Genomic DNA, 16636 nt, shown 5'->3' with positions numbered 1-16636 from the left:
TAAAAATACAGTATAAAAGATATAGGGATATGTCGCCAGATTAGGAAAGCGGGTGGAAGGGGTAAAGCTGGCGAGGTTTCGCCAGCAAGGAGGCCTATTTATTCATGTTGAAAGCGCGCGCCATTTCCTCGCCGCCCACTTCAATCAGGATCGCTTCCATACCCGCCGATGGAGAACCCTTTCCACGTTTGCGGATATAGTCTGATGCAGCTTCGGGGATGTATACCGCAAGCGTGGTCGCCTTATGCTTGCGAGGAGGCGCGCCAACGCGGGGATACGCCACGGAATTTAGAATGCTTTCAGTGTCCACGGACGTTTGTGCTTCCAGAATCAGCTTCTCGTTGTGAGTCATGACAATATGAGAAGCCAGCCCCCTTACCTCCTCCTCATCCAGGATAGCCAGCAAGTGATTGCTGGCAATGCGGCGTGATGCCGTTCTGGTGTAATGACTGGTGCCGCCACCGGCATAACGGTAATAAACCTCATAAGACATACGCGTAATTCTCCATGCGACTAATCCACGTAAAAATAATACAAAATCTAAGGTAAACAAATTAATTTTTAATTTTAAGCTATTTGCAAAGTACAAAGTCCATTTACTGTGACTGTCAAAAGTAACCTCACACCGCGCCCTAAATAGGGGCTGACCTGTGAGCAAAGATATTACGCATGCCCGCGCGCGCGTCGAAGAGATCAATAACCGCGCCGCCCGAGTCATGGCTTTTACTGTAGATATTCAACGTGATGCGAAAGGCACCCTGATCACCGATCAGAATGAGCTGGCTCGCGCCGCGACCGAAAGTGCATCGAAAGATCCTATGTTTGAAAACGTAGATCGTCGTTTCGTGCGCCAAGTGGCGACTGGCTGGGCTTCCGCCATGATCGACTTCGAAAAACGCAACGGTTGCCTGCCACCTGCGGACGTTCTCGCTAACGCCCAGCGCTGTACTGAAAACCTGATGCTGGAAGCTGCGAATGATAAACATGAAGGCAGCGGTAGTGCGATGTTTGAATCTGTCGCAGCTGACATGCGCACCTCTGATGGTGTAATGCGTCTGGCTCAATACGTAGCGCTTATCCTGCCAGCATCCCTGGGTGCGGCTACCAGTGACGCGTGTACGTTTGTACCATGCGACCGCGATAAAGCTGATATTTATGAACTCCTGAATATTGCTGGTACCGAGTTCGGTAGCTTCAAGAAGGGTGACGAGCTGCACATGCAGCGGGCTGGCGTCTATGCCCAGCTCAAGCGTTTCTACATCTTCCCGGAAGCAGCACAGCCGGATGGCACTAAAAAAGTCTTCACCTTCAAAATCAGCGACCTTGAAGGCAAAAATATGCCTATCAAATCCGGTCGTACTAAGTTGCTGATCAACCGTCGTATGTCAAAAGTTGATGACGGCGATGGCAACCTGTATTTCAACGACACTGATGCTAACGGCAACGCATTTTCTGCAAACTGCAAAGTTGACTATGACAAAGGCACCATCGCGGTAACGTTTATCGAGGCACCTGCTGCAGGTACCGAATTAACGGCGCAGGTTGAAATTAACATTGAGAAAGCGCCTGAGCTGATCCCGGTCATCAACCAGACCATGCGCAGCTATTCCGTATCTCCTTCTCAGTACGTCATTGCGTCTGAGCACACGGTAATGTCTGCGTCCGATGCCAGCCGTGAGTTTGGCCTGAATATGGCCTCTATTCAGTTCACCGCTATGCGCAACTGGTTGAGCCATGAGCAAGACATGATGCGTCTGCGTACTATGGCGTTCCACTGCGTACGTAATTACGTATTTGATATCGCACTGCCAGAAGCTCAGCAGTATGAGTCATGGGTGGGCCTGATCCGCCACCAGCTCAGCCAAATGAGCACTGACATGGTAAACCGTACCCGTAAAGTCGGCATGCGCGGTGGCTTCGCTGGTGGCGATGCAGCGAACTTTATCAAGTCTCTTCCGCCGCAATACTTCACGATGGACCCGGATTACGTGCAGACACCGCACATCCAGTACATCGGCCTGCTGTTCGGTATCTACCGCATTTATGAAGTGCCGAACCTGGTGTGTGATCAGCTCTCTGAAACCGGATGCAACTTCGACCGTAGCGACATTCTTTTCTACGGACGCGGTGAGCAAATCGGCGAAGCTGGCTTGATCTCTGGTGATGCCGTTCCGGCCATCCCTTATGTCCATGAAACCAACCCGGCACTCGTTAACCGCACAACCCTGTGGGGATCTGCGCTTAACGAAATGCACCCGCGCAACGGTGAAAATTACTTCGCTAAGCTGACGCTGACCAATAAAAAAGAAGGCGCTTACAACTTCTTTAACGGCCAGCAAATCGCAGCACCAGATACCACCCAGCCGGAAGCAACTCAGCAGACCGAAACTCCTGCCAAATAATTAAATCGGCGTCCTACGGGACGCCCATAAGGATTTTTAGATGAAACAAATCCCCTTTGCAGTAGGTCAGGCATCCGGCACAGCAGTAATGGCTGTTAATGCTGATGCTACTAATTCCGTGGCCGCTGGTGGCGCGTCTACATTTGCCGGTCTGGTCCTGAGTCGTCGCGGAAAAATCGGTAAGGTATTAAACGTCAATGCTGACAACTACCAGATCATCCTCGGCAAGGCGATCCACCCGCGTCAGGGTTCCGCCTTCGAACCTCTGCGCCACGTAGAGCGCGCCACTAAAGGCGGAAATGGCTACGTGGTCCGTGTGCCCGCGCCTGGTATGAAAATTCCAGGTATTTCACTGAGCGTTAACGAAGAAACGAAAAATCTGGAGATCAAGTCCGTCAACTTTAATGCGGGTTCCGAACCTGTATTAGCGGATAAAAGCCAGGTGCTGATCTACATCGACGATGGTGATGCGTCCGCCAACCGTACCCTGTCGCTGGAAGAAGACGAAAGCGCAGAAGGGTTCTATATCCTCTCGTTACAGGAAACTGACGAAGCGGGCACGACCACCACGCTGGAATCACAACAGATATCCTTTGACCTGGAAGCCCGCTCGGATATGGGCAACCCGGCATTCCTCTCGACCGCGCTGGAAAATGGCTCTACTCGCCTGCGTGCGCTTGTCAGTGACGATGCGCTGGAGCAACTGGCACAGGTTGTCGGCGGTCTTAACGTGGACGCAGCCGCGTTCGTTGGCGGTACTGATGGTGATTTCGATACCGTAACACCTGCGGATTATTCGAAGGCGCTGGCAGTCCTGAAAAAAGCGAGCGTGAACTTTACCGCGCTGTTATCCCTGGGCTGCTATGAGCCTACGGTGCTGGCGGAACTGGAACAGTACGCACAAAACCTGCGCGTGGATATGTTCTACGACCTTAAGGGCGCGCAGATGTCCACCGGGGCAATCACTGAGGCAAAAGGTCACGGTTTCGGCGGTTCCCATCAGGCAGCGCGTTATTACTTCCCCTACTACTGCCGTGATGTGTTCGCGGGCGTGAAAGTATGCTTCGGGATCTCCTGCGATGCTTTCGTTGCCAAAGCGAAAGGCGTGGCTCTGGTATCAGATGTTGGTGGCTGGCATTACGCACCGGCTGGCGTGTCTCGCGGCATCATCAGTCGCCAGAATATCGAACCTATCCCGAATCTGGATGAGATCGATCTGGAAGCGTTCGCCGCTGCGCGTATCAACCCGGTAGCGGTTGACGATCAGGGTAATGTGTTCATTGACGATTCGCTGACCACCTTCGCCAAAAACAACTACCTTCGCCTGCAGCACATCAGCTCGTTGATGAATGCTATCGCGCGTGGCTTCTACGCAGTGGCGCAGGCCGCGAAGCATGAACCTGACGGCGTAACCTCCAGCACCCTGCTGGAAGGCATGACGGACCTGTTAGAACGTTTCTCTGCAGCAAATGCGCTGGTCAAGCCGCGTGATACTTCACAAGGCGAAGAGCCGTTTGTGCTGAAACTGACCCAAAAAGACATTGACCTGTGGGAGCTGGAGTGGGCGGTCTGTCCGACTGGTACAGCGCGCCGCATTGTCGGCAAACCAATGCTCTTCCGCTAAGAGAAAACAAACATGATGACGAAACGTAATATGGCGTTTAACCCATTACTGAAAGCCGCCTTCGCGCCAGAAGGCGAGGTGAAAGTGCCGGACGCGATGCTGGAAAGTGCAAAAGACCGCAAACCAGGTTCGGGCGATGGCGACAAAGAAATGGCGATGTTTGAAGCCCTCGACCGTCGCGTGAAAGAAGATAATCGCGGTCTGGCGGCGTCCTTGCTGCTGGACTGGGCCAGCGAGGGTGAACCAACCTGGCTTGATTTCAGTTCGCTGGCAATTTCCTATGCTGACCTGCCGGATCTGGAAAGCGACGACGAAGACTATACCGATGAGCAAATCGATGCGTACAACGATGCGCTGGCTGAACTGGCTAATGCCGCGATTGCGATGGGGGCAAGCCAGGACGACGTAACCAGTATGATCGACGACGAAGATGATGATGCCGCAGCATCTGTTTTCGACACTCTGAGCGACGTTGATGATGATGATGACGCTATTAGTCAGTACACCATTGCGGGTGACGACGAAGATGCCCTGTTTGAAGCGCCGAAAATCAAAGTCGTGCGCGGCGGTAAGGTAACACTTATTCGCAAGCGTATCCGCAAGATGCGTCGAACTTCCAAACAGAAAGCGGCCATTAAGAAAGCGCGCCGCAAAGCGCAAACTTCAACGGCGAAATTGCATCGCCGTAAATCAATGAACCTTCGCAAAAAACGCGGAATGTAATGTTCAGTGCCACCAGCGAGCTGGTGGCACTTTCCGAGGAGTATTCCCCATGATTTGTGGCGCGATAATGCCTGATGGCGTGAGTCCGTTTCTCAAGTGCTATATCACCTCACCTCAGCATATGGTTGTGGGTTATATCGGCCAGGGCAGTAGCGCAGATCTACAGGCCATGTGGGAATCCCCTTTCGGTAACGACACTCTGGGCGGCATGGCCGGGGCTGTCAGCGGTGCTGCAGGAAAAGTGGCCGATACGGTTCAGGCGGCGAGCGGCAGCACATCTAAAACGACGTTTAACAGCCTCTTAATCTGGGAAGGCCAGCAACCTCCCTCGTTCAATCTTGTAATTGATCTAATGGCGACCGCTAACGCGCAGATCGAAGTAAACGCGGCCATTTCGACCCTCATGCAGATGCAATCGCCTGAGCTGAAAGCCATCGCCGCGCCGGGGCGCAGGCCCATCCCTGTCGTGCTGGATATCGGACGCCGGTTAAAGCTCATGGACGTGGTTATTCAGCATGTGAGTTATCAGCTCGATGTGCCGCGCACCTCTGACGGTTATTACACCCACAACACCGTAACGCTGCAGTGTTCCGGCATGGCAGTACAAAACCAATCCGATATTCCATTCATGTTTATTTGACCAGCCATCGCAAATCACAAACTCCCTACGCTACCCCCTGGCAGCTTATGCCGAGTTAACTCATGAGGGGTTTATATGCCTGGATTTTCCAACACCAAAGCCGATGTCGGTTTTTTGAAAAAACGTCTTAACCAGAGTATTGCTGCGGGTGAAAAACTTGTCAGCGCCGAATTCTGGATGCGCATTAAGGGTTATGAGCACCTGTCTATTCTGGTGCGCACCACCCAGATCCCGGAAATGACGCGTGAAGATGTCGAAGATTTCGCGCCTGGCGGCATGAAGTTCAACCAGCACGGCCCGGTACGTAACTCAGGTGAATTCCAGGTTACGTGTGCTGAAACCATCAAGGGTGACGTGTTCCTGGCCGTGCGCCAGATGGTCTATGGCAAGGAGTACGTGGATATTGAGTTTCAGGCGACTGCTGAATCCAACAGCGGCGATCACATGGGCCTCAAGCGTAATTTCCTCCACTGCAAAGTGTACTCAGATGCCATTGATTTCGGCTCTGAGGACGTAACCACTGCAGTGCGCCCTACCCTGCGTATCGTCTACAACTGGGCGGAGTAACAGAATGACGCCAACCATGTTACTGAATGGGGTTAAACAACGTTTTGCCTCGCTGCTGGTGGACGAGAAAGAAACTCTCAGCACTTTGCTTACTCAGGCGCTGGGAACCTATCAGGACCGGGCTGGCGTTATCTCTCGCATTCGCATTGAAAAAGCGGACGGGGTAAACATTGCGTACCCGGAGGATTATTTGTCTTTAATCCACGTAACTGACAGCCGGGGCGCACTCGTTTACTCCGACCCTTACCCGGACAGTATCGATCTGGACTTAACAGGCAGAGAGCGGTTCCCGTTCACGTTGCTGTATTTCGTCAACCTGCGCGACCGCGACGTTGATAACTGGCACATCCCATCGGACATTATCGGCTCCCTGGAAGATTACCTGGAAGCTCTGATAAAAATCCCCAATACAGAGCGCCTGCGCCGCGCCTATGTGGCAGGGAAGCTGGATATTTCGGGGCTGGCCGATGAGGCGACGCTGGAGCAGCGCAAACTGGAGCTGGAAGAGAAGATGGCAGCGAACCGGGCAATCATTCCGATCGCCACCATCCTTTAGCAATACAGTATGAGGGTCATACTGTATGACGAAAATAATCTATTACAGTATGACAGTCACACAAAATGACTATCATAGCCTAATACAGTAATACGGGGCCTTATGGGATATTTTGACGGGTTATCAGGTCTTACAAGCGGCGTATCCATGAAGACCGTGGGCAGCAATCTGATATCCAATATTCTCTCCCGCGCTACCAGCATTGTTAGCGGCCAGCCGGTTTCTTTTAGCGGTCTGCCTGCTGAGTTGTCGAGCAACAAAGCCATAGTGCAGGCTGCAATGCGCATACGTTACGCGCAAGGCTGGCAGTGGGCGATTGAAGCGGACGGCATGCCGGGACTGGACATGTACGCAAAAGACGTGACTTATGGCTTCGGTAACATTGAAACCGAGTCGAAGATCATCGGCGCAATCGAATTTAACAAGCCCACTCATCGCGTAGCAGGCAACCTGACGATGACGGTTCGCGACGACGAAAATGGCCTGTTGTATGACTGGTTTAAAGGCCGCAGCGCCCGCGTAATTAACAACGACGGCACGATAAACCTTCCGCCATCATACCTGCTGAATGTACGTCTTTATCGAGTGACTCAAGACGGCCAACGCAAGCTTGAAGAAGAAGTGCAACTGATCCCCACGACGCTGGGTGAAATCACACGTTCACGCGATCAGGTAACGGAGTTTCTTTCTTTCCCACTGTCGTTCGTTCGCTATACGTCTATTGACCGCAGTCTCAGAGGGATGGCTGGAAACGTCGCCAGCGGGCTTGTATCCGGTGCAGGAAGCCTGATCAAATTTTGAATCACACAATATTGCAGCAATACTATGTGACTGTATGACTGTATGACTGTATGACTGTATGACTGTATGAAACAACTACATTAATACAGTCATCGCGTCATACTGTCACACGTACACAAACGCCCAAGCAACAACACCCACCGCAAATTACAGACCGCTTACCCTGGGACAGTCAAAACACCCAAGGGGGCAAAATGCACATACCCGATTTTCCGCTGCCATCCAGGCCGCGCACTGAAATTAAATTCAACATGCCGACCGTCGCTGATGCAATGCATTACAGCGAAAGCGATCCGGCGTTTGAAGAAGCGACTACCACGGAATACCTGAATGCCATGCAGGCAGGAGAAGTAAACGACTCTGCACTATGGACGGCGCAGGACCGTCGCACGGCGTTATGGTGGATCTACATCAACTCCCGCATAGATGCTGTAAACACCTTTTCTTACGAGTGCCAGCACTGCGGTGAAACGCACTTCAATGACTTTGACATGCGTGACCTGAGTGACACCACCGGAATGCTCACCGAAGAGCCTTACCAGCGCGTAATGGTGCCGGTTCAGGGTAAGGATACCCATTGGACTTTGAAACCGCTCGATGGCAGGAGTATCACCATGCTGGAGCGACTGCGCTTCACGCTGCCGGAGAAGGATAGCCCGGATTATAAAGCCGCTATAACCAATATGCGCATTGCTGAGCTGGCCCTTCACACAGCACTGGACGATGACCCGGAAGACTTCGAAGCCGCCGCTAACCGCCGATTTGACCTGATCAAAATGATGGCTACCGATACAGAATTTACGCCGCTGGTGGCGAGCATCCAGCTGATGCAGCGCGAACTAAAACACGGGCTGGACGTGAGTATCGCCGAAGGCCGCGTGAACCTCATTTTACCACCGCACGTTTGCGAAGCTGACAACGGGGAGGGAAAAGCAACACGGTTGCTGATCCCGTTTCGGCCTGGCGCATTCATTCCCGGTTTTAAGTCTGAGTGGCTGGCTAACGATTATTAACAACCTGACTTTATATGGCTATCAGCCTGTGAGTGACGTTGAACGTTTACCCGAATGGCGAGCGCTTGAAATGAATAAGGCGCTCCAGGAAAAGTACAAACCGAAGAAGAGTTAACATGCCAAATAACGATCGGCTGAAAATCATTGATGCCATTGAACAGGCCAGCGAGGCAGAGCTTAAACAGCTGGCGCTGATTAATGAATCGCTGAATGCGTTATCAGGCCGATCGGGGCCAGACACGCAGGCTGTTATCAATACAACCACTCCAATAGAATCTGCGGGCGATGCACCAGAGATGGTGATCACCCGCCGTTTTTCACGCGGTCGCAAATCAGATGGTAACAGTACCGACGAAAAGGACCATTCAGGCCTAAAAAGTGCCGTTGCAAAGGACGAAAAAGGCGTTCAAGCGGCACCGTCCAGCATAATCGAGACAGAGGAGGCTAAAGGCAATCAAAAAAGTCCTTTTGAAAAGGACCAAAACGCACCAGAAAAGGCACGCAAGGATAGGCGGGAACTAAGAGAGCCAGAACATGACAAAAAAGTTCCGTATAAAGGAACTAAAAAAACACAGGATGGAAAAGCTGAAAAAGCCGAAGCCATTGAGCGTGAATATCATTATAACAGCGAGCGGGAAAGAGTAAGCAGCACCCACAGCATCAGCTCTGAGGCCACCAGCAATAACACCAGCAGCATCACCAAACATTACCGCGACCGTTTGACGGCTGCGGGAAACATAACCGCGCCTCATAACTTAACATCGGGCGAACTCGCACGCAGCCCGAAACCGGGAAGACCTCCGCGCGCCACAGAAGAAAAAAACACAAGCGACCCACGCAGAGGGGCCAACGGTCGATTCGTGTCACGCGATAAATCAGAAGCCACTGAGAAGATTCGCCAACAGAAGTTAAGTTTGAAAGAACAGGAAAAAATGCAGACCGGCTTTTTTGGCAAGCTGGGAAAAATTCTAACCGGTGACGGCAATACGAGTGCAAAAGCGGAAGACGGCACTGGCGGTGAGCTTGTCGGGGGTGCCGTCGTGGGCGGGCCAATCTGGACGCTGGGTAAGGGGATGTTTGATATTGGCAAAGCTGTCAGTGATAACGCGATATCTTTAAAACAATGGGTAAGCGGTAACGACAACGATAAAGACGACACACCGGAACCAGCAAAAACACAGCCGCCAGTCATAGCACAGCCACCCAAAGCACCCACACTGGGCACCCCTAAGTCAGCAATGCGGTTTGCGGGCGGTAATCACGATCCTGCTGCTGATGCCACTATTGAACAGACGCGTGTAATTGACGAAAACGACGACCGGATCGTTGATGGTCTGGATGGCATACGCCGTGAAATTAAGCGCCAGGGGAGAGGCGGCGAAGGTATGGGCGGGCTAAAAAGTTTGCTGGGCCGTCGCAGTTTACCCGGACGCAATGGCCGCAATGGCCGTAATGCACGCAACGGAAAAGACACCAGCCGGGTCCGCAGTAACGATAAGGACAGTATCAACAGCGATAAAAGCAAACGTCCGGGTAAACCCGGTCAGCATGAGGGCGCGCAGACAGATAAGGGCCGCAACAGACAAGGACGCGATAAAGCAGGTAAAGCGGCCAAGATCAAAACATCCGGCACCAAAGCCCCGGGTGGAAAGCTTAAAGCGATCCTAAGTGGCAAAGCGGCGAAAGTTGTTGGTGGCATGGCCGCGACTGGAGCGCTGGCTACCACTGCAGCCACACAGCTGCCAGAAAAAGCCGCTGCAGTCGCCACTGAGAAAGCTGCAGCCCAGGCTGCTAAAACTGCTGCACCAGCTGCAAGGGCCACGGAAAAGACAATAACCACCGCCGCCAAGCCTGCCGCCGAAGCAACCGCAAAAACTGCCGCTGCCGTCGTTGGTACCGGCACAGCTGCAGCCGGAACTACTGCCGCCGCAAAAGCTGTAACTGATGCTGGGGCTAAAGCCGCAGAAGCGACGACGACCAAGGCAGTTGAAACAACCGTAACCAAAACAGCTGAAACGACCGCAACAAAGACCGCAACCAAAACAGCCGAAACCACAGCAGTCAAAACCGCCATCGAAGCCGGGGAAGCCGTAACTCAAAAAGGCGCACTCAGCGTCGGCTCAAAGCTCGGCGCAAAAACGGCGTTGAAAGCGATCCCTCTAATAGGTACTGCGGTTGGTGTAGGTCTGGATGCCTACGAAGGCGTTAACGACGAGGAAGGCCAGCGCGAAGCGTTTAAGGTCGAGGAAGGCAAGCAAGTTAGCACTCAGCAAAAAGCCGCCTTCACAATGGCTAACGTGCTGAATATGGGCGGGCTGGTATCCGGGGCTGCAGGTCTTCTGGCTTCCGGGGCCAGCGCAGTAGGGATGGATAAAGTCGCCGAAGCGCTTACGTTCGATACGGCCAGCATGGCTAAAGGTCTGGATAGCGGCATCACATCCGTGCGTGACGCTGTAACGAAAGTGACCGAATCAACTGACGGCCAGAGTAAAGCCGTCACGATGGCTCTGTCGGATCAAACCTTAGCGATCAACGCCGGCACAGATAAAACAGTAAGCGCCATCAACCGTCTGGGCACCCAGATGCAGGGCGGCGAATGGGGTCAGGATAACGTTGGCGTCGAAGGTAAAAAAGTCTCCGATTATGCGTCCGTATCAGTCGATAACATTTCACCGGATCTGAATATCGGAGGCAAAAATGCGAAGGTCCGATCGTTTCGTAATAACAACTTTGGGAACCTGAATTACGTCGGCCAGGAAGGGGCGCGACTGGAAGATCCGAACGTCAACGGTGAGGCACGATTCGCAAAATTTAACACGCCGGAAGAGGGATTCCGTGGATTGGCTAACCAACTAACGCTTTACGCCAACGGAAAATCAAAAGCTACTGGTGGGCGCAAGCTCGAAACTGTTGAGGACATTATTGGCGTCTATGCGCCGAGTAATGAGAACAACACTCAACAGTATATTTCCTCGCTTTCAACAAAGCTGGGCGTCAAATCTAATGAGCGGTTGGACATGACCAACCCGGAAGTGATGACCCAGCTAATGCGCGGCATTGCCACCATCGAGGGCGGCAACCCGCAGGTGACGGATCAGTTTATCCGTGACGCTATCGGCCAGCATGAAAATGGTAAGTGGGTAGGTGGTAAATTCAGTGACCAGTCACTGAAAGTCGTCAACGAAGAACGCACCAAAAAAGGGCTGGCACCGATCGCTGCCAACTCACTTCACAGCACCGGCTCAAAGGTTGTAACGGCGCAGGGCGGCGCAGAGGCAATGCGTCCTGCAGTATCTGACAATGTGACCGTTGCTACTGCAGCCGCTGGCTTGCCACCAATGGTACCAGTCGGCGAACCGGCACCAGCACCAATCACTCCCGTAGTTGCACCTGCCGCAGCTGCCGCGCCGGTTACATCTTCTCTATCGCTAATATCTTCCGCTGCCGCAGCTACACACCCGCTTTCCGTAGCCGCACCTGCCGCAGCAATAAACGCTGAAAGCAGCACGGCCACACAGGCGCTGGCTACCGCTGCGCCGGTAGTTACAGCTGGTAGCGAAACTACCATGCAGCCCCTTTCCGCGAAACAGCACGAAGCACAGGCGGAGAAGCATGAAAAAGCGAAAGAGGTTAAAGGCTCAGCTGGAGAAGACTCTCTCACTTCACGCTTCAAGGCGATGATGGGCAAAGGCATGGCCGCTGCCTCCGGCGCAGTCGGGCAAAGTGACGCCTGGGTGCAGGAAGTGATGCAGGAAAAAGGCATTGAGGGGATGAGCAAAAATCGCCCGAGTGCCGGGTTAACACTCCCTGCCGGGGTAAAACTTCCAGCCGGGTTAGCTGATGCTGCCCGCGCACCGGCAGAAATCGCAAAACAAACCCGCGAAGCCAGCGCGCAGCAAATTTCTGTCAGGGAATCTATAGAGCAAGGCTCCTCCACTGAGAGCACCAGCTCGTTCAACTCAGCAGGCGGGAGAGTGACGGCATCAGGTCAAGCAAGTAAAGCCGGATCAGCTATAACGATTGCACCTGGGGCCAGTGCCACGTCTGAGGAACCGGGGATGCTTGAAAAAGCGGTGAGCGGCGCTATGGACGGTTTTAAAGCCGTTGGAACGTCAATCTTGCCTGCCATCGGTGACACGTTAAACCAGACCGTCAGCGGCTTTAGCGGTACGCAGGTTATCAGCGATCTGATGGGACAGGCTGGGCTTGCCGATCCATCACTGCAGCGTGCGATCTCACCAATTACCGATAAAGCCGGAAGCTGGATGGAAGGGGGCATGGATACCGTCAAGGAGGCCTCCAGTGCCTTCTTCACTGGCAATCTGCCAGAAGCAAAGATACTGCCTCAAATCAGGGAGCAACCTTCATCACTTGCGATACCCGCCACCATGCAGACCGTTCAGGACCTCGCGCGAAGCGGTGTCCGTCCATCTTTAAGCAGCGACAACAATGCAAATTACGATGTCGATATGCTCAAGGAACTGAAAGCGATGAGCGGAACGCTGGCACAGATTTTGGGTGCAACAAAACAGAAAGACGACGCACCAGCCAAAGTGGTCAATACCGCGCAACCTGCACCACGCAGAGAGGCGGCGCTATCCATCAAAGACAACGCGCTTGACGAGTTACTGAGGGATTAAAGATGTTCAACGAAATTGATGCGCTGATGCGCGTGGACGCGGGCGGCGTAACCGTTAAAGAGGGGGCTGCGGATACCAGTTTTATGCGTCTTGAGGAGTGGATGCGCACGCCGCTGGGCAGTGTTTATGGCCTGCCCAGCTGGGGAAACCCGATGCAGCGTTATAAGCACGAACCGATAGACCCCGAAGGGGGGCACCTGGTCGAAGTCGCCATTGAGAACGATCTGGTAACGAAATTACGACAGGACCTGCCGAGCATTCAGCTTCAACAGGTGCGATGTGAGGCGATATCGGAAGACACGTTGAATATCCGGTTTGTGATGCCTGCGGGCGAAATAAACTTCCCAATGCAGATGACCAAATAGGCGGCACCATGAGCATTAACGAATTACTCGAAAAATTTAACGGCCTACTGGAAAAAAACACCTGGTGGGCGCGCTATGCCAACAGTCAGTTTATCCAGATGATGAGCATCTTCGGATCGCAAATCATTTACGCAGCACAGTCACACGCGCGCCGGGCGCTGGGTGAGGGGTTTATTTCTACCGCAACGCGGCGCTCCAGCATCCTTGCTGCTGCCGAAGACAGGGGTTACGTTGGACGGTTGATTATCCCGTCATGGGGAAGTGTCAAAATCCGCAACAAAACGGACAAAGAGATACAACTGCCCGCAAATGCAGAAATTCTGTCAACACTGGATCTGCCATATGTGACCAATGACGCGCTCACTGTTCCAGCGGGCCAGACGATCATTACCGATAATGTTCGCCAGATGGAAAAAGTGCTCATCAGCAGCACGATCGATACAGCGCGCCCTTTCTATACGCTGTTATTGCCGCGTGATATCACCGCCGAAGCTGCCTCAATCGACGTATTTGTTGTGGTGGACGGCGAGAAGCGGGAATGGACTCATAACCCAATGTTTCGACTGTCACGCGCCACCAGCGAGCACTACGTGCTTGTGTACCGGCCTACGGAACAGCTGGGGATCAGGTTCGGTGACGACTCAACCGGGGCAATGCCCCCTGCGGGAAGCCGTATTGATATTGAGGTCTGGTGCAGCCGTGGTGATACCACCCTGGCGCAAGGCCAGAAGCTGACACCTGCCGGGAATATAGCTGGCATGGCTGAAATGCTGGAAGTGACCACCGAAACGCCGATAACCGGCGGCAGTGGGTTTGAATCCACCGAAGAGACACGTTATCGCGCGCAGTATTACGCCGCCTACGATGAGCAGGTTGTATGGGGCGGCGATTACGGTTATTTCCTGCACCGCCAGGTGCAGGGAATGTCATGGCTTAACGTCTGGGGTGAGCAGCAGCAAGAGTCCTTTACTGGCGTGCGTGACTTGAAAAATATCAACACGATTTTCATCTGCGGCCATAAGCCCGGAGTGAGCCAGGAGCAACTCGAAAGCCAGCTGCGCGCCCGGCTGGCTGCGATCCCTAATGCACTGAATAAAAACTTCCGTTACGTGCCGCTGGTGGCGAAACCGTTCACGATCATCGTAACCGGCACGGCCAACAAAAACGTGGTTATCAACGACGCCAAAAAAACCATCATCGAGACGTTAGAAGCTCGTTTTGGTTATGACGCTACCAGTTTCGGAGATGACCTTGAGCGGGGGGCCGATAACGATGGTAAAACCGCACAGGTGAAGATCAAAGATGTCTGGACATGCATTGACGATCTGGCCCTTCTGAACCGCTATGAGATTGAGGTTGTCGGCATGAAAAAGCCTGAGAACCTGAGCGATTTTATCTATCTCGATACAGCGAATTCAGTTTTTGATCTGAAACAGGCAGGGGAGATTACCCGGTGATTAAAGACTGGATTAAAAACCATCTGATACCCGAAAAACGGGATTCCGGGCTATGGCCCGGCTTCGCCGATGCCCTACAGCAAGCATACGAAGACCAGGTAGAACCTTTGCTTGAGCGCCTGAGCGCGCGTAAATCGTTCTTTACAATGCATGCTGACGATCTGGATAAACGAATCAAGGAGTACGGCCAGTTCTTTGTTATTGGCGAAAATGGAACGGCCAGCAGGCCAATTCTGCTGACACAGCGCCTCGATGAGGTCCATTTCAAAGGCACCGACCAGCCGATAATCTCAACCTTCTGGCGCGAGTTCGGCAATCTTCCTGTGACGTGGGAACCACTTTATGCCCCGGTTGACCAGGATCTATGTCCATACGGTATGTTTTTTACCACCGCAGCCGGTATGGAGATTGCACAGGCTTCTTTTGGTGAGTTTTTTCTGACTTCACGCGGCACAATAAGCGTGGATCTCAACCGATTGTATGAGATTTACGGCTTTGATGAGCAGGACAAGCTGGTTAAGCGCCTTATCAGCGACTTTGATCGCATTGTTGCCCCGTTGCTACCACTGGAAACCGTTTTTGACGGGATCTCGCTGCGCCTCGATTTCTGGCTGGAAGAAGCCCGCGACGAGATCGAAATCGTCAGCATTACCACTGGTTCGAAAGAGCCTAATTTCGTATTCCGGCCAGCCCGGGAGCTGATGCAGTTAACGCGCGCGACAGTAAAGAATCCTACCGTTGCAATTGCCCCTGATAGGCGATCTCTCGATACATTTATGCTGACGCTGGACGGCATGCCATCTGATGCCTGGCGGCTCGATATGCCAATGATTATCCCATCATTACTGCCAGGAGGCCCGGAGAACGATCCACGCCTGCGCATAGACGATACCCGGTTGCTGCTGGATACTCTCGGTCAATGGGGGTGTGTAATGGAGTTAACAACGGGCGAGGTTAGCCGCCTGGCATTTCCTGGTTGGGCATTGTCCGTGGTGCTGCCGGTAGCTGCCAGTGACAGGGCACTGATCCGCAAAATCACTTGGTGTAGTGAAGCCGAATCAAGGCATATATTGATGTCCGCTCAGGATACCAGCCAGATAGTGAAACTTAGTACGTTTGACATTAGCAGCATGGCAACGCTCTATTCGAATGCGGGCGTGATAGATCTTGAGGGGATCGCCACCCGCGCGGAAACCACCGTTAGTGGACAGATACCAGACACAGAAACACAACATATCAGCCTGGGTGACATGCCCTCCGACGGTTGGCGACTGGATGCACAGGACATACCGGCACCAGTTGTTCCTGGTTCGCGCCCGGATACTCGACTTATTAGCGACGGGGAAAAAGTTACGCTGGAAACGCTAGGCCAGTGGGGTTGTGTCATTGAGCTGACCACCGGGGATGTATTCCGGTTTGCCTTCCCCGGATGGGCGGACTGCGCCATCCTGCCGTTTGAAATAGCACTGATCCGCAAAATCACCTACAGCACTGAGCAGGACATTCATGCCGTGAATGCTACTGTACATGAGCAGTCAGACAAGCTGGACTCGACGGCCACCCGCGCCACGTCAAACCAGGTTTTAGGGGAGACGCAAACAGATATATCAAACGATAAGACCACGGAGCAATGGAACGCCACAGCAGAAGTTAATAAGCCGAACGTGCAACCAGACGCGGCTACGATTGATAACATGCCGCTCGATGCGTGGCCGCTGGACCAGGAGATCCCACAAGAGTAACAAAGTCATAGTGTGTGACTGTCATACAGTCACACACTCAACATTTCTATATTCCCAAGTGGGAAAGCCCTCAATGTCCAAAGTACAGACTCCATAACATCCGACT

13 protein-coding genes are annotated in these 16636 nt (G+C 53.0%); 12 read left to right on the top strand and 1 reads right to left on the bottom strand.

Annotation, left to right across the window (positions count from 1 at the left end):
• Positions 1-94: 94 nt before the first annotated feature.
• Complete coding sequence (locus tag FHN83_RS26750) at positions 95-589, bottom strand: hypothetical protein (RefSeq protein ID WP_139565548.1); 495 nt, start codon at positions 587-589, stop codon at positions 95-97.
• A gap of 61 nt (positions 590-650) precedes the next feature.
• Here FHN83_RS26750 and FHN83_RS26745 point away from each other — a divergent pair, with 61 nt between their 5' ends.
• From FHN83_RS26745 to FHN83_RS28355, 12 genes are all read left to right on the top strand, one after another.
• Positions 651-2402, top strand: a complete 1752-nt coding sequence (locus FHN83_RS26745) for a capsid protein (protein WP_139565547.1) — start codon at positions 651-653, stop codon at positions 2400-2402.
• A 40-nt stretch (positions 2403-2442) separates the two neighbouring features.
• Positions 2443-4026 (top strand): phage tail protein, encoded by a 1584-nt coding sequence (locus tag FHN83_RS26740; protein ID WP_139565545.1) that lies wholly within the window; start codon positions 2443-2445, stop codon positions 4024-4026.
• A 12-nt stretch (positions 4027-4038) separates the two neighbouring features.
• Positions 4039-4749: a hypothetical protein gene (locus tag FHN83_RS26735; RefSeq protein WP_225988008.1), complete on the top strand. Its 711-nt coding sequence runs from the start codon at positions 4039-4041 to the stop codon at positions 4747-4749.
• 67 nt (positions 4750-4816) lie between these two features.
• Complete coding sequence (locus FHN83_RS26730) at positions 4817-5389, top strand: hypothetical protein (protein WP_255296779.1); 573 nt, start codon at positions 4817-4819, stop codon at positions 5387-5389.
• A 75-nt stretch (positions 5390-5464) separates the two neighbouring features.
• Positions 5465-5956, top strand: coding sequence for a baseplate protein (locus FHN83_RS26725; RefSeq protein ID WP_139565542.1), 492 nt, complete (start codon positions 5465-5467; stop codon positions 5954-5956).
• Positions 5957-5960: 4 nt separating this feature from the next.
• Positions 5961-6512 carry a hypothetical protein gene (locus tag FHN83_RS26720; protein WP_139565540.1) on the top strand — a complete coding sequence of 184 codons (552 nt, stop codon included), beginning with the start codon at positions 5961-5963 and terminating at the stop codon, positions 6510-6512.
• Positions 6513-6614: 102 nt separating this feature from the next.
• On the top strand, positions 6615-7313 hold the full coding sequence (locus FHN83_RS26715; protein ID WP_139565538.1) for a phage tail protein: 699 nt from the start codon (positions 6615-6617) through the stop codon (positions 7311-7313).
• Between the two features lie 194 nt (positions 7314-7507).
• Positions 7508-8326: a hypothetical protein gene (locus tag FHN83_RS26710; protein WP_139565536.1), complete on the top strand. Its 819-nt coding sequence runs from the start codon at positions 7508-7510 to the stop codon at positions 8324-8326.
• 116 nt (positions 8327-8442) lie between these two features.
• The gene (locus FHN83_RS26705; protein ID WP_139565535.1) at positions 8443-12966 is read left to right on the top strand and encodes a hypothetical protein; all 4524 of its coding nucleotides are present in this window, start codon (positions 8443-8445) and stop codon (positions 12964-12966) included.
• 2 nt (positions 12967-12968) lie between these two features.
• The gene (locus tag FHN83_RS26700) at positions 12969-13331 is read left to right on the top strand and encodes a hypothetical protein (protein WP_139565534.1); all 363 of its coding nucleotides are present in this window, start codon (positions 12969-12971) and stop codon (positions 13329-13331) included.
• 8 nt (positions 13332-13339) lie between these two features.
• Positions 13340-14788 (top strand): baseplate protein, encoded by a 1449-nt coding sequence (locus tag FHN83_RS26695; protein ID WP_139565532.1) that lies wholly within the window; start codon positions 13340-13342, stop codon positions 14786-14788.
• A complete protein-coding gene (locus FHN83_RS28355; RefSeq protein WP_176556553.1) occupies positions 14785-16530 on the top strand; it encodes a hypothetical protein in 1746 nt (581 codons plus the stop codon). The genes FHN83_RS26695 and FHN83_RS28355 overlap by 4 nt, the downstream gene beginning before the upstream one ends.
• Positions 16531-16636 lie beyond the last annotated feature (106 nt).

Origin of the sequence: Leclercia adecarboxylata (assembly GCF_006171285.1) — a bacterium.
Lineage (GTDB): Bacteria > Pseudomonadota > Gammaproteobacteria > Enterobacterales > Enterobacteriaceae > Enterobacter > Enterobacter barmai.
Note: the sequence above shows the minus strand (reverse complement) of the source record. Positions and strands in the feature narration are given on the sequence as shown.